Genomic DNA, 14965 nt, shown 5'->3' with positions numbered 1-14965 from the left:
GCATAACGCGAGGTTCTTTTTTTTAAATAATAAATTATTTGCACTATGAAGTATACAAAACTACCTAATACGGATCTAAAAGTTAGTAAAATATGTTTAGGGACGATGACCTGGGGCGAGCAGAATTCAGAATCAGAGGGGCATGATCAAATGGATTATGCCGTTGATCAGGGCGTGAATTTCTTTGATACTGCTGAATTGTATTCTGTGCCGGCAAAAAAAGAAACTCAGGGTTCAACCGAAAGTATTATAGGGAGCTGGTTTAAGAAATCTGGCAAACGTGATCAGATCGTTTTAGCTTCGAAAATAGCAGGGCCTGGATTTTCCAACAGTCATATTCGAAATAACGGATATAGCAAAGAAGCTATTACAGAGGCGATTGATCAAAGTCTAAGTCGCTTGCAAACTGATTATATTGACCTGTATCAATTACATTGGCCTGAGCGTAACACTAATTTTTTTGGAACCCGGGGGTATGTTCATCAGGAAGATGAGAAATGGAAAGATAACTTCAGCGAAGTTTTAGTGACTTTGGAAGGATTTATCAAACAGGGAAAGATAAGACATATAGGGCTTTCGAATGAAACTCCATATGGTATTATGAGGTTTTTGGAGGCAAGTAAAGAAAATGATCTGCCGAGAATTTCGACGGTACAAAATCCGTATAGCTTATTGAACAGGTTGTATGAAATAGGGAGTGCCGAAATTTCTATGCGGGAAGATATAGGTCTTTTACCTTATTCACCGTTGGGTTTTGGTCGTCTTACGGAAAAACACATTCTGGGAACTCCAAAGGATTCAAGAATTGCATTATTTCCGATGTTTAGCAGATACAATGGGGAGAACTCTAAAAAGGCAGCTAAGATGTATTATGACCTGGCAAAGGATAACGGATTATCATTAGCTCAAATGGCCTTGGCATTTGTGAATCAGCAGCCATTTGTAACCAGTAATATTATTGGTGCAACGAATTTGGAGCAATTAAAAGAGAATATAGATAGTGTACATGTTGATTTAACTGCTGAAATAATTAAAGGGATTAACAAAATTCATGAATTGGTTCCAAATCCGGCGCCATAATAATAAATTCAATAAGGAGATTTTTCTCGTTCTGTTTTGAGAATGCCCTGAAAGTTTCGATGTAATACTCATTAAATTTATCTCAAGGATGCAAACAGTTTATTTTTATATAACCAATCAGGTTCATTTACTTGATTTAAGTGGTGTTTTGCAAGTATTTCAAGAAGCTAAAGAGTTAGGGTTTGATTATGGTTTAGAATTCATTAGTGATCGTCCTGTAATTAATAGTTCTGCAGGATTAAAGCTGAATTCCTTAGTTCATTATAGCGTAACCCAGCCGGGCGAAAAAGATTTTGTTTTCATACCCGGATTTAATACAGAGCAGAGCGATACTCTTATTGATGGAGCTCCTTTTTATGAATGGCTAAGAAATGTAAACAATCATGGGGCTACTATTTGTAGTATTTGTACTGGTGCATTTCTTTTAGCAAAGTCAGGTTTGTTAGACCATAAGATGTGCACCACTCATTGGAGATATATTGATCTGTTGAAGACTAAGTTCCCTTTTGTAAAAGTCAAAAACAATAAATTATTTGTACAATCAGGTAATATTTTCACTAGCGCGGGGGTGGCCACAGGTATAGACTTAGCTTTGTTTTTAATTGAAGAAAGCCATGGAAAGCTGAATGCAATCAAGATAGCTAAAGAATTGGCAGTATACATAAGAAGAAATGGAACTGATGAGCAGGAGAGTGTTTTTTTACAGTTTAGAGACCATCAAGATCAGAAAGTACATATAGTTCAAGATTGGATAATTCATAATTTAGAGAAAACTTCCACCCTAGAGTCATTAGCTGAAATAGTTCATACAAGTCCTAGAAATTTATCTCGTATTTTTAAAAAACATACAGGAGTGACTATTGCTGAATATCGAACAAAGTTAAGAGTTGAAAAAGCTACAAGTTTGGTAGAAAATTCAGGGTATAAACTGGACTATATTGCGCGGTTGTGTGGTTACAAAACATCCCGTCAATTACGAGAAGTTTTAAATAAAAGTTCGCTTTGACATCTTCGTTATGTCTCAAAACCTCCAACTAATGTCCTTTTCTTACATACAATAGGCGGTTACATTTGTTGTTGCTAATCATTAAATTAAATTCATGAAAAAAAATGTAGCTATTCTTGTTTTTGATGACGCTGAAGTATTAGATTTTTCAGGTCCGTTTGAAGTTTTTGCAGTAGCATCACAAGTGCATGATCATAAGCTTTTTAATGTTTTTACTGTCGCAAAAACGCAAGAATCTATTACGGCAGTAAATGGTCTTTCAGTGAACCCTAATTATTCTATTAAAGATACTCCTAATATTGATATCTTAATTATAGCAGGTGGGCAGGGGACAACTCCGTTACTTAAAGACGTTGAAATTTTGAAATGGGTACAAGAGGTCCATAAAACGACAGCTTTAACTGTAAGTATATGTTCTGGTTCTAGAATTTTAGGAAAGCTCGGACTTTTAGATAATAAATCATATTGTACACATCACCAGGTTTATGACAGTATGCAGGAAATTGTTCCTACAGGTATTCCTGAAAAGGAGAAGAGGTTTGTGAATTCTGGAAAAATTTACACCTCTGGAGGCATATCAGCTGGAATAGACCTTTCTTTTCATATCATAGAAAAATTACACGGTAGTAAAATCACGAATAATACTGCTAGGTATATGGAATATAATAGGGTCGATTAAAAAGAAAAAAATGAAGTATCGAGAATGTCTCTCAGGTTCATTCAGTTTTTTAAAAAAGAAGTTAAATCTTTAAGGGTTATATGATTTAAAAAAATGATTAATGACACCGGGATTTTTAATAATCTGTACGCTCTTTGGGGCTGAGGTGTTTTACCCAAATAATTCATCAACCACATCTTCAATACGAGCAACCAGCTTTACCTGAATTTGTGGTTTTTTTACGGTTATCTTATTGTGTTTGGATACAAAAATCTTTGCGAATCCAAGTTTTTCAGCTTCCATAATTCGTTGATCGACCCTTTGTACAGGTCTTATTTCACCAGCAAGGCCAACTTCGGCGGCAAAACAAACATCCTTTTCTATAGAAATGTCTTCGTTACTTGAGAGGATTGCGGCAATAACACCAAGATCAATAGCTGTATCATCTACTGATATTCCTCCAGTTATGTTCAGGAATACATCTTTCGCTCCAAGTCTGAATCCTGCTCGCTTTTCAAGTACAGCTAATAGCATATTAAGGCGTTTGGCATTGTAACCCGTAGTACTTCGTTGGGGTGTCCCGTATACTGCAGTGCTCACCAGAGCTTGAATTTCTATCATTAACGGACGCATTCCTTCAAGGGTAGCAGCTATGGCAGTTCCACTTAGATCCTCGTCATTTTTAGAGATAAGTATTTCAGATGGGTTAGAAACTTCACGTAAGCCATTGCCCAGCATTTCGTAAATGCCCAATTCTGAGGTAGATCCGAAGCGATTTTTTAGAGCCCTCAGAATTCGATACACATGATTTCTGTCTCCTTCAAACTGAAGTACAGTGTCAACCATGTGTTCTAATATTTTTGGTCCGGCAATATTCCCGTCTTTGGTAATGTGGCCTATTAGAATAACCGGGGTCGCAGTTTCTTTTGCAAATTTTATAAGTTCGGAGGTGCATTCACGAATTTGAGAAATACTTCCTGCGGATGATTCTATATAGTCTGTGTGCAGTGTTTGTATAGAGTCAATAACAAGAATATCCGGTTCAGTAGCTTCAATCTGCTTGAAGATATTTTGAGTTTTAGTTTCGGTTAAAATATAACAATTCTCACTTCTGGGATTAATGCGTTCAGCCCTCATTTTAATTTGTTGAGCGCTTTCTTCACCTGATACATAAAGGGTTTTGTACGGGAGTTTTAGAGCAATCTGAAGCAATAAGGTGCTTTTCCCAATTCCTGGTTCTCCTCCCAAAAGGGTAACAGAACCAGGAACGACTCCGCCACCTAAAACACGATTAAATTCGTTGTCTGAACTGTTCATTCGAAGCTCTTCAACCTGATTGATGTCAGCAACTTTTTGAGGTTTTGGAGCTTTTTTGTTTTTGGCATTGGTAGTATTTGAATTCCAGCTTTTTTTGTCATCCTTTTGAACTAGTTCTTCCGCAATGGTATTCCATTCTTTACATGCGCTGCACTGTCCTTGCCATTTGGCATACGAAGTGCCACAATTTTGACAAAAAAAGGTGGTTTTTACTTTGGCCATATTGATTTTTTAAAACTCGAAAGTTACGAATTACTTCTTGACTCTGGTGATGGTGATTTGTAATATTTTAATTTTCTGAGGAAGTTGAATTCAGGGCAATTTTTCCGCTTTTCAATTTCTTTCCTGTTACCTTTAACTCTATTGGGCCACTTTTATGAGTCGATTGAACGATTACCACCAATTTTCCGCTGAACAGTTTCATGGTAGGTTGGTGGAATAGTTCCAGGGAGGTTGGATCTCCATTACATGCTGCTCTGTAAGCTCCTGCACCCTTAACTTTGAAGTTAAGCTGATTAGTTGCTGTAGGACATGGATTGCCATCTTTGTCAACAACTGATACCGTTACAAAAGATAGGTCTTTTCCATCTGCTTTAATAGTTGTTCTGTCGGCATCCAATACTATTTGATCAGGTGCTCCTGCTGTTTTAATTTCTTTCTCTGCAATTGGTTCTCCTGCTTTGTTAAAAGCAATAACTTTAAGTACTCCCGGTTGGTACTTGACATCCATCCACATCAGTCGATAACGGTTTTGAGGAGTACTGTGGTTCTTTTTTTGAACGCCAAGGCTTTTCCCATTTAAAAAGAGTTCAGCGCTGTCGTAATTTGTATAAACAAAAACAGGGGTGTTTTTACCTTCTCTTCCTTCCCAATTCCAATGAGGAAGTATGTGAAGTGTTTCATTTTCCTTATTCCAACGACTCCTGTACAGGTAAAAACGATCTTTTGGCAGACCTGCAAGATCATTTATGCCAAAGTAAGAGCTTCGTGAAGGCCACATTTCATCATAAGGTGTTGGCTCTCCAAGGTAGTCAAAGCCGGTCCAGACAAATTCGCCAATTACCCAATCTTTGTCATCTTGTAATGCGAAATCATCGTCCGGGAGATTAGACCAGCTACAATACTCCAGATCATATGAAGAGGATTGGTAGTCTTCATATTGCTTCATCGAGGCTTTTTTAACTGGGAATTTATAGACACCTCTAGAGCTAACCGTAGAGGCAGTTTCTGAGCCTAAAATAATTCCTTGTGGAAATTTGTCGTATGCTTCTTCGTAAAGATGGACCCTATAGTTTAATCCCGGAATATCAAGTACTGCCCCGAAGCCTGATTCCATGGTAGCTTTGACTTGATCCATCCCTACGGTTACAGGTCTTGTTGGATCCTCTCTGTGGAAAATATCCTGAAGCCATTTGGCGCGTTTAACTCCTTCGGTGCCCCATTGGTCAGGAACTTCATTTCCTGAGCTCCACATGACTATAGAGGGGTGGTTTCGGGTAGCATGAACCAAATTAATAATATCTTTTTCTGCATCCTCCTTAAAAAATCGGTTATAGCCATTCTTTACCTTAGGTTTAGCCCATTCATCAAAACTCTCGGCCAGGAACATAAATCCCATTTCATCACATAGTTCTAATTGTTCAAAAGAAGGCATATTATGAGAACTCCTGATGGCATTTGCTCCCATGTCCTTTAGTATTTTTAATTGTCGTCGTAATGCAGCTTTGTTTATCGCGGTTCCTAGTTGCCCCAGATCGTGATGTAAACAAACACCTTTGAATTTTGTGATCTTGCCATTCAAGCTAAATCCTTTTTCTGCTTCGTATTTAATTGACCTGATTCCAAATCTGGTCCTGATTTTATCTTTGAGTTCGCCGTTGCTATATAGTTCAGATATGGCGGTATATAAATAGGGAGTTTCAGGACTCCATAGTCTTGGGTTTAAAACAGCTAAGTTTATTTCGAATTCATTTCCGAAAAGAGAGGAGGAGCTTTCATTCGCCACTTCATTTCCTTCATTATCTATAATTTTAGTTCTGAGTTTTAGATTGTTGCCACTAACTTTGGATTTGATTTTCACCTTGGCTTTATTTTCAGAAATAAATGGTGTTGTTATGAAGGTGCCCCACTGATTGAAACTGGTCTTGTTTTTTGTAATGATACTTACATTCCGGTATAAACCAGCTCCGGGATACCATCGAGAGGATTCACCTTTATTAGATATATGTACGGCTAAGGTATTTTCACCCTCTACTATGTAATCGGAAATATCGAAGTAAAAATAACTGTACCCATAATTCCAACTACCTGCCTTTCTGCCATTGATAAAGACTTGTGGTTGGCTCATGGCGCCTTCAAAGACAATGAGTGTTTTTTGGGTTTCCTTTAAATCAGGAATCAAAAATTCTTTTCTGTACCATGCTTGGCCTATGTATGGCAGCGCACCTGTTCTTCCAGTTTTTTCGGTTGGAACTTGTTCGCCATTTTGTATGATGGCAACTGATTGCTTGTCAATTTCCTTATCAAAAGGTCCATATATGGCCCAGTCGTGCGGAACGGTAACGGTTTCCCATCTGGAGTCATTGAAGTCTTTAAGGTGAGCGTTAATAATAGTCCCTTTTTTAAACTTCCAGTCCTCCGTCAATTCTATGGTGTCACGTTTTTGTGAACATATAATTGTGGGAAGAGTAAAGAGTAGTATTAGGAGTGGTTTAAGGGTCTTCATAGTGGATATAAAAAATTAGAAACCGAAAAATACAAATTCGGCTGAATTCTCTATCTGCTATCAGACTAGTTGTTTGTTGAAAGCTAATATAGTTTTAAATTCAGTTATTGGTTTTTATAAAAATAGAAGGATTCAACACTGTATTAAATACTACCAACCGAAATCTTCCTTTATGCTTTGGATGCGTTGTAAAGCAAGATCTTTAGTGATAAAATCAATTTCCTTCATCCCGAAAGCTTTTTCATAGGTGCGCATAGCTTTTTTTGCTTCTCCCATTTGTTCGTGATACTCTGCTTCCAGGAAAAAACCAAGCATGGTTTCCGGGAACTCATTTTTTGCAATTCTACTTAATTCTTCTAATGAAGGGAGGTCTTTATTTTTTTTGGTGGCAGCGTAAATGGCCATAATGTCATTTAACAATACCGGTTTTTTAAATCCAAAAAGCGACTCCATGGTTTGGTATTTGTCATAGAGGTAGTTGATAACAGGGCCTTCATATGTTAACACCTTTGTTTGGTATTCTTCTTTACTAATAGGCTTGTAGATTTCAAAAAATTGATTTAAAGCTTTTGGAATCCCATAAGATGCCAGGCTGTAGTGATTAGTATTATCAAAATCATCAAAATAATAATGGATGTTTTCGTTATTGATTAATCTTAGTTGAGCATTGAAATATTTTGCTCCTTGAATATTCTCTTTTTTATCGTTAGATGAAGTGGCAAGGTAGTAGAATATCATATCATCATAACCCTTTAAACGCTCCAATAAATAATCTTCCATTCTTGGGGCATAAGAAGGAGATAGGTTGATATATGCTTTGAACAAGGGTTCGCCTTTAAGTAAATAGTAATTGGCAAAATTTCCGGTAATTCCGTGACCTACAATAGCTCTGAAATTCGCTAAACTGTATTCTTTTTGAAGCGATGGGATAAGTTCCATTCCCAGGTATTCAAAAAAGCGATTCCCTTTTTTCTCCGGAAGGCTGTTTTCACCATATTGAGAGTCAGCATCCCGTAGGCCTTTTTGTTCAATTCCTACCACAATACTCTCCGGCATATCGCCATTATAGTTCAGAAATTTACAATTCGCAACTACGACATCAAAAAGGTAATCAGCGTCTAAAACTACAATTAGGGGGTATGATTTTTCGGCATCGTAATTTTCAGGTATGTATAAGCGAAGATTTCTTGTCTCATCAAGTTTCAGTGAATAAGACTTAGTGTTTTTTATTTGTGCAATAGTAGCTAAAGAGCATAGGAGAAGCACAAAAGTTAAGTACTTTTTCATGGTTATGTTTGTTCGATTTGGATTACCGAAGATAATAAATTATTTATTTCTATTGTATACCGGAAGTAATAATAGTGATAGTCCTCCAAAGAGAAGTATCATTACAAATTGAGAAATCCATACGATCCAACCGAAGGCAGTCCCCACTGTCGCAGAGATGCCAAAAAGCAATAATATTTCTGCTATAAAGAATGGATATGAGCCAAACCCGCCATTAGTAAAGGCGATGGCAAAGCTGCCAACCACAAAAGCAGTTATTACTGTTGAGAAGGAAAAAGAAGATGTTTCTTCCAGGGCAAATATGCAAATGTAGAACATGGCCACATACATGATCCAAATAAACACGGTGTGAAAAATAAAAGGCCATACTTTTTTCATTTTAAGAATAGCAAACAGACCTTCTTTTAAGCCAGCAATTAACTTTCTTATTTTGAGACTGATCTTGAAATTCGTTTTATAAATGAAGAAAAGACCTGCTATACCTAAAAGCGTTAGGGTGATTCCGGCTATTAAAAGTTTTTGAATAGGTATAATTTCAAGAAGAAAGTCTTTTAAGGCATCAAATTGAAGCGCGAATGCCAGAAGTACGATAAAGCCTAGTACTAGCACATCGGCTATTCTCTCGGCTACGATAGTTCCGAAAGCTTTGTCAAAAGGCACATTGTCGTATTTGTTAATTACGAGGGCTCTTGATACCTCGCCCGATCTTGGAATGGCAAGGTTAAAGAGATAGGCAATAAAAACAGCCATAGCATTATTAGCCAATTTGGGCTTATATCCCATGGGTTCCAGCATGAAATTCCATCTATATGCCCTTGATAAGTGACTAAAGAATCCAAACAATAACGATAGTAAAAGAAACCAGTAATTAGCGTTTTTAAAATGGTCCTTGATTTCGGTTAATTGGTCTGGTGTAAACTTGTTGTAAGAATACCATATTAAAAAAACTCCCAACAATAGTGGGAGTACAATTTTTAATATTTTAACTGTTTTCTTTTTCAACGATTATTTCAAGGTGTTGTTTGTCTCATTTGGGAAAATCAAAGTAGGCTTAAAGTTTTTAGCTTCTTCAAAATCCATGATTCCATAAGAAATAATGATGATGACATCACCTTTCTGTACCCTACGTGCTGCTGGGCCATTAAGTGTGATTTCTCCACTATTTCGGTTTCCTTTAATCGCATAAGTTTCAAGGCGTTCTCCATTGTTAATGTTGACGATTTGAACTTTTTCTCCTTCAATAATATTGGAAGCCTCCATTAGAGCTTCATCGATCGTGATGCTACCAATATAGTTCAGTTCTGCACCTGTTACGGTGACTCTGTGAATTTTTGATTTTACTACTTCTATTTGCATGTGGCAAAGTTATTAATTTAAGGCGATATTATCTATAAGTCTTACGCTGTCTGCATAGACGGCAATAAAGGCCCTATATTTCTCATTATCTCTTTTTCGTTCTATCGGTTCTAAAGTATCTGCATTTGCAATTTCTATATATTCTAAATCAAATAAAGGTTCTTGTTTGAACTTTTCTTTTATCCAATTTGTGACGTCAAGAGCACTTTCCGTGCCAAACTTTTCTTTGGCTTCAAGGAGTGTCTTGAAGATAAAAGAAGCTTTTTTTCGTGTTTCTGAGGGAAGTCTCTCGTTTCTTGAACTCATTGCCAAACCATTATTTTCACGTTCTATAGGGCATCCTACGATTTCAACAGGTATATGATTTTTTTCTACGAGTTTTTTGATAATTAGTAATTGTTGGTAATCTTTTTCACCAAAATAGGCTTTATGTGGATCAACAATTTCCAGTAGTTGTTTAACGATAGTTCCTACTCCGTCAAAGTGTCCGTTTCTGAATTTACCTTCCATTTCGTGTTCCAGGCCATCATAGTCAAATTTTTGAGCATTAATGTTGTTCGCATAGATCTCTTCGACAGATGGAGTGAAGACAATGACCTCAGAATTAACTTTTTTTAAGGTTTCCAGGTCTTTTTCTAAAAAGCGAGGATATTTTTCTAAATCGGACTTATTGTCAAACTGTGTAGGGTTAACAAAAATACTAACCACGACAAGGTTGTTTTCGGCTGAAGCCCTCTTCACCAAAGACATGTGTCCACTATGCAAGGCTCCCATGGTAGGTACTAAACCAACCGTTTTAGACTTCATTCGCTCCTCTTTTAAAAAAGAAGAAAGCGGTTGTTTTTGTTTAAATATTTTCACTTTAGAAAAAATTAACAGCGTGCAAAGCTATATAAATTAAACTAATTCAGCATATTTTTTATATTTTTGCATGCCTTAGACTCAAACTGTAAAAGAAAAACATATAGATTTTATGACAGACAAAAGAGTATTATTTGTCGCTTCTGAAATGATTCCTTACTTGCCGGAAAACGAAGTATCATCGTTGGCCTATGAAAGTCCAAGAATGGTGAATGACAGGGGAGGACAAATACGAATCTTTATGCCAAGATTTGGAAACATCAACGAGAGAAGACATCAGCTTCATGAAGTAATCAGGCTTTCAGGAATGAATTTAGTGGTAAACGATATGGATATGCCACTTATTATTAAGGTTGCTTCTATTCCTAAAGAAAGAATTCAAGTTTATTTTATCGATAACGAAGAGTATTTCAAAAGAAAAGCTACTTTTTCAGATGAAGAAGGTAATTTGTTTCCAGATAATGATGAGCGTGCTATATTCTTTGCAAAAGGAGTCATTGAAACGGTTAAAAAACTGAATTGGAATCCTGATATTATTCATGTTCATGGTTGGATGGCCTCTTTGTTGCCGCTTTATTTAAAAAAGTATTATGGTGACGAGCCATTGTTTGCAGAAAGTAAAATAGTTACTTCTGTATACAAGAAAGGTTTTGAAGGCACGTTAAATGAAGAGATGTTGAGTAAGGTCAAGTTTGATGGAATTCAGGATGATGATGCTAAGTGGTTGGAAAATCCAAATTACGATGCATTAATGAAAGTGGCGGCAGATTATTCTGATGGGGTTATTGTTGCTTCGGAGGAATTGTCTGATGAATTGAGTGATTATATTTCAAATTTATCGAAACCAGTCTTAGGTTATAAATCGATATATGAGTTTGAGGATGCGTATCACCAGTTCTATGAGGAGAAAATTTTAAGTTAATCAGAAACAACGTATGAGATTTAAATCTAATAAACTTCTGAACACACTACTTGTATTAGGTAGTGTTGTTTTTTTTATAGCCTGTGATGAAGAGTTTAACACCATAGGTTCAGACATCTTCGATGAGAATGATCGTGTAGCAGATGCAACCTATGAGGTTTCGGCTGTTAATAATAAAATGGACAGGATCCGAACTGATAATTTGCCAGTATTCCAATTGGGAGATTATAAAGATCCTGTGTATGGGAAGACGAACTATGAATTTATTACTCAGGTTAGTTTATCTTCAACCGTTTTTGGTAAGTATTCCCAGGAGCTGGAAGATAATTCAGATGCGGATGATTCAGATGCCACCATTGTTGAGAATGAAACGGTGAGTAGTGTGTATTTGTATATTCCGTTTTTTTCTGAGGAGGTAGAGGATACAACCAGTACTGAGGTTGATGAAAATGATCCTAAGGAGTTTACTTTAGATTCTATTTACGGAAATATGGATCAGGAGTTCAACCTAAAGGTTCAGGAGTCCACCTACTATTTAAGAAGACTTGATCCAGATCAGGAATTTACTGAAGCTCAGGAATATTATTCTGATGGTGATCTTAAGTCCTTTAATACTACCGTGATTTATGATGATGTATATAAGATAGATCCTTCAGAAATTCTGTTTTTCGAAAATGAAGATGATCCGGATACGGAAGATGAAGACGAGTCTCAAAATGTATCGAGTCGATTGACGCCGGGTCTTTATGTGCAATTGGATAATGCTTTTTTTCAGGAAAAGATTCTCGATATGGAGGGTAATTCAGTTCTTGCAAATTCGGATAATTTAAAAGATTATTTGAGAGGGTTTTATTTTTCAATTGATTCTCCTGCCGATGATTTATTGATGTTGTTAGATATTGAGAATGCCAATATTCGTATAAATTATGATTACGATGAATGGGATAATAATGATACAACAGATGATACTTCTGATGATCAAATTGTTACTTCCAGTGGTAATATTACCTTAAGTCTTTCTAGTAACGGAAATGATGTACATGTAAATTTCATTGAAGAGTCGGCATATCCAGCAGTTATTACAGAGCAATTAAATAGTGCGGAAGATGCGTCCAGAATTTACTTGCGTGGAGGGGCTGGAGCCTATGCGGCATTAGATCTTTTTGTTGGAGAAGACTTAGAAGCATTAAGAGCTGAGAACCGATTGGTAAACCAGGCTGATCTATTGCTTTATATAGATACCGAAGCAATGAATTCTTATGGTGATCCTATTTATCCTGATCGTTTGTTCTTGTATAAACTAGAAGAAGGGGAGTCAATTGTAGATCAGGTTGCTGATGTTCAGTTGGATGCTGGAGGAGCCATATATAGCGGTGTATTGGAATTGGATGAAAATGACAATCCATGGCGCTATAGATTTGGTGTAACTGAACATGTTACCGAAATTTTAAGAGGGGATAGCGAAAACGTAACACTAGGTTTGTCATTTACTGCAGATGTGACTAACTTTAATTACGTTGCTGCAACATCTGAGGGGAATGATATTATGGCTCCGAAGACTGCAGCTATAAGTCCGTTAGGTGTTATACTTTACGGTAACAATATTTCTCAGGATAATAATGATAAAAAATTAAGGTTAGAACTATATTATACTAAGACAAAATAGCGCACTCCCCCACACAATAGCACAATAATTAAACACAATAAACTCAAAAAAAACTAACTATTATGTGTGGAATCGTAGGTTATATAGGCCATCGACAGGCGTACCCTGTTATTATTAAAGGCCTTGAAAGACTTGAATACCGAGGGTATGATAGTGCAGGTGTTGCTCTCTTCGATGAGGGAGAAATAAGCCTGAGTAAAACGAAAGGTAAGGTTGCTGATCTTAAGCGTATTTCCGAAGCCAGTTCCAATATCCAAGGGATGTGTGGGATTGGTCATACGCGTTGGGCAACCCATGGTATTCCTGATGATTTAAATGCCCATCCTCATTTTTCTAATTCTGGGAATCTTGTTATTGTTCATAACGGAATTATTGAGAACTATGACGCTATAAAGAAGGCCCTTATTGGTCGAGGATATACTTTTCATTCGGAGACGGATACGGAGGTTTTAATCAATTTAATTGAAGACGTTAAAAAGAACGAACAGGTTAAATTAGGTAAGGCTGTTCAGATAGCATTACAGCAGGTTGTAGGTGCTTATGCTATTGCTGTTTTTGATAAAAGTAAACCGGATGAAATCATAGTTGCAAAACTAGGAAGCCCGTTGGCGATTGGTGTTGGTGAAGAGGAGTTTTTTATTGCTTCGGATGCCTCTCCATTTATTGAGTATACTAATAATGCTATTTATTTGGAAGATGAACAAATGGCTATTGTTAGATTGGGTAGGGATATCAAGGTTAGACAGATTGAAAATGACGCTTTGGTAACTCCTTATGTGCAAGAGCTCGAGATGAGTTTAGAGCAGATAGAAAAAGGAGGGTATGACCATTTCATGCTCAAGGAAATTCACGAACAACCTGAGGTTATTAAAGATACTTATCGTGGACGAATGATTGTTAATGAGGGCATTGTTAAGATGGCGAGTATTGATGATCACCTTGAGAAATTCTTAAATGCAAATCGTATTATTATTGTAGCCTGTGGAACTTCATGGCATGCAGGCCTGGTGGCGGAATATATATTCGAGGATTTAGCCAGAGTGCCTGTTGAAGTGGAGTACGCTTCTGAATTCAGGTACAGGAATCCTATTATAACATCGAAAGATGTGGTTATTGCTATCTCTCAATCTGGAGAAACGGCAGATACTCTTGCAGCCATTAAACTAGCCAAAGAAAACGGAGCTTTCGTTTATGGGGTGTGTAATGTTGTAGGATCTTCTATTGCCAGAGAGACTAACTCAGGGGCTTATACTCATGCCGGACCGGAAATAGGGGTTGCTTCAACAAAAGCATTCACTACGCAAATTACGGTATTGGCGTTAATAGCGTTAAAACTTGCATCTGAAAAAGGCACGGTTTCGAAATCTGAACTCCATCAGAAATTGGCTGAACTGGAGAGTATGCCAAGAAAAATTGAAGAAGCCTTAAAGGTGGATGATCATGTGAAATATATCTCTTCTATTTATAAGGATGCTGCCAATTTCTTGTATTTGGGAAGAGGTTATAATTTCCCGGTGGCGTTAGAAGGGGCTTTAAAGCTCAAGGAGATATCATATATTCATGCGGAAGGATATCCGGCTGCTGAAATGAAGCATGGGCCGATAGCGCTTATTGATGAACAAATGCCGGTAGTTGTGATAGCTACTAAAAAAGGACATTATGAAAAGATTATCAGTAATATTCAGGAGATTAAATCCAGAAGCGGTAAAATTATAGCTATTGTTACTGAGGGTGATGAAGATGTAAGGGCACTTGCGGATCATGTGATTGAAGTTCCTGAAACTTCGGAGGCTTTATCTCCGTTGGTTAATACTATTCCATTGCAATTACTGTCTTATCATATCGCGGTAATGCGGGGTTGTAATGTAGATCAGCCAAGAAATTTAGCTAAATCAGTTACAGTGGAGTAACTAAATATATTTTTTTATAAGATAAAGGCCGTCTAAGCATGCTTAGACGGCCTTTTTTAATCTGTAGCTTTCCTTGGTGAGATTTCGATTTTTTAAAGTTGATTTCAGAGCAGTATGTTCAACGTGTGCAGTTGGTCATTCTCCTTTTTTAAACCTCTTTTAGTTGTAAAGAGCTAT

Annotated in this window: 12 protein-coding genes; 6 read left to right on the top strand and 6 right to left on the bottom strand. The window is 36.9% G+C overall.

All coding sequences use genetic code 11. The annotated features are described in order from the left end of the window. Positions 1–45 precede the first annotated feature (45 nt). From P278_RS12745 to P278_RS12735, 3 genes are all read left to right on the top strand, one after another. Positions 46–1080, top strand: a complete 1035-nt coding sequence (locus P278_RS12745; protein WP_038267465.1) for an aldo/keto reductase — start codon at positions 46–48, stop codon at positions 1078–1080. A gap of 88 nt (positions 1081–1168) precedes the next feature. Further along, positions 1169–2086 carry a GlxA family transcriptional regulator gene (locus P278_RS12740; RefSeq protein WP_038267463.1) on the top strand — a complete coding sequence of 306 codons (918 nt, stop codon included), beginning with the start codon at positions 1169–1171 and terminating at the stop codon, positions 2084–2086. A 94-nt stretch (positions 2087–2180) separates the two neighbouring features. Beyond that, positions 2181–2765, top strand: coding sequence for a DJ-1/PfpI family protein (locus P278_RS12735; RefSeq protein ID WP_038267460.1), 585 nt, complete (start codon positions 2181–2183; stop codon positions 2763–2765). 150 nt (positions 2766–2915) lie between these two features. Here the strand turns inward: P278_RS12735 and radA are convergent, their stop codons facing one another. The 6 genes from radA to panC all read right to left on the bottom strand — a co-directional run bounded on the left by radA (position 2916) and on the right by panC (position 10290). Continuing rightward, positions 2916–4283, bottom strand: a complete 1368-nt coding sequence (gene radA / locus P278_RS12730) for a DNA repair protein RadA (protein WP_038267458.1) — start codon at positions 4281–4283, stop codon at positions 2916–2918. 67 nt (positions 4284–4350) lie between these two features. Further along, complete coding sequence (locus P278_RS12725) at positions 4351–6786, bottom strand: glycoside hydrolase family 2 TIM barrel-domain containing protein (RefSeq protein ID WP_038267454.1); 2436 nt, start codon at positions 6784–6786, stop codon at positions 4351–4353. 150 nt (positions 6787–6936) lie between these two features. Next, on the bottom strand, positions 6937–8073 hold the full coding sequence (locus tag P278_RS12720; RefSeq protein WP_038267452.1) for an alpha/beta hydrolase: 1137 nt from the start codon (positions 8071–8073) through the stop codon (positions 6937–6939). Between the two features lie 39 nt (positions 8074–8112). Further along, positions 8113–9075, bottom strand: a complete 963-nt coding sequence (locus P278_RS12715) for a lysylphosphatidylglycerol synthase transmembrane domain-containing protein (protein ID WP_038267449.1) — start codon at positions 9073–9075, stop codon at positions 8113–8115. A 3-nt stretch (positions 9076–9078) separates the two neighbouring features. Then, complete coding sequence (panD, locus tag P278_RS12710) at positions 9079–9429, bottom strand: aspartate 1-decarboxylase (protein WP_038267447.1); 351 nt, start codon at positions 9427–9429, stop codon at positions 9079–9081. Between the two features lie 12 nt (positions 9430–9441). Continuing rightward, positions 9442–10290 (bottom strand): pantoate--beta-alanine ligase, encoded by an 849-nt coding sequence (gene panC / locus P278_RS12705; RefSeq protein ID WP_038267444.1) that lies wholly within the window; start codon positions 10288–10290, stop codon positions 9442–9444. A gap of 112 nt (positions 10291–10402) precedes the next feature. Between panC and P278_RS12700 the strand changes: the two genes are divergently transcribed. The 3 genes from P278_RS12700 (at position 10403) to glmS (ending at position 14788) form a co-directional block, all read left to right on the top strand. Then, positions 10403–11212, top strand: a complete 810-nt coding sequence (locus tag P278_RS12700) for a glycogen/starch synthase (RefSeq protein WP_038267442.1) — start codon at positions 10403–10405, stop codon at positions 11210–11212. A gap of 13 nt (positions 11213–11225) precedes the next feature. Further along, entirely contained in the window at positions 11226–12878 is a 1653-nt protein-coding gene (locus tag P278_RS12695; RefSeq protein WP_038267440.1) for a DUF4270 domain-containing protein, read from the top strand. 62 nt (positions 12879–12940) lie between these two features. Continuing rightward, positions 12941–14788 carry a glutamine--fructose-6-phosphate transaminase (isomerizing) gene (gene glmS, locus P278_RS12690; RefSeq protein ID WP_038267437.1) on the top strand — a complete coding sequence of 616 codons (1848 nt, stop codon included), beginning with the start codon at positions 12941–12943 and terminating at the stop codon, positions 14786–14788. Positions 14789–14965: the final 177 nt, after the last annotated feature.

The sequence above is a fragment of the Zhouia amylolytica AD3 genome (assembly GCF_000511935.2).
In the GTDB taxonomy this organism is placed as follows: Bacteria; Bacteroidota; Bacteroidia; order Flavobacteriales; family Flavobacteriaceae; genus Zhouia; species Zhouia amylolytica.
The sequence above is the reverse complement of the archived record's forward strand: the minus strand, read 5'-3'. Positions and strand labels throughout refer to the sequence as shown.

Excerpts from the sequence above, each read along its gene's own strand:
- P278_RS12745 (WP_038267465.1), top strand. The coding sequence starts at position 46 with ATGAAGTATACAAAACTACCTAATACGGATCTAAAAGTTAGTAAAATA.
- P278_RS12740 (WP_038267463.1), top strand. The coding sequence starts at position 1,169 with ATGCAAACAGTTTATTTTTATATAACCAATCAGGTTCATTTACTTGAT.
- P278_RS12735 (WP_038267460.1), top strand. The coding sequence starts at position 2,181 with ATGAAAAAAAATGTAGCTATTCTTGTTTTTGATGACGCTGAAGTATTA.
- radA (WP_038267458.1), bottom strand. The coding sequence starts at position 4,283 with ATGGCCAAAGTAAAAACCACCTTTTTTTGTCAAAATTGTGGCACTTCG.
- P278_RS12725 (WP_038267454.1), bottom strand. The coding sequence starts at position 6,786 with ATGAAGACCCTTAAACCACTCCTAATACTACTCTTTACTCTTCCCACA.
- P278_RS12720 (WP_038267452.1), bottom strand. The coding sequence starts at position 8,073 with ATGAAAAAGTACTTAACTTTTGTGCTTCTCCTATGCTCTTTAGCTACT.
- panD (WP_038267447.1), bottom strand. The coding sequence starts at position 9,429 with ATGCAAATAGAAGTAGTAAAATCAAAAATTCACAGAGTCACCGTAACA.
- P278_RS12700 (WP_038267442.1), top strand. The coding sequence starts at position 10,403 with ATGACAGACAAAAGAGTATTATTTGTCGCTTCTGAAATGATTCCTTAC.
- P278_RS12695 (WP_038267440.1), top strand. The coding sequence starts at position 11,226 with ATGAGATTTAAATCTAATAAACTTCTGAACACACTACTTGTATTAGGT.
- glmS (WP_038267437.1), top strand. The coding sequence starts at position 12,941 with ATGTGTGGAATCGTAGGTTATATAGGCCATCGACAGGCGTACCCTGTT.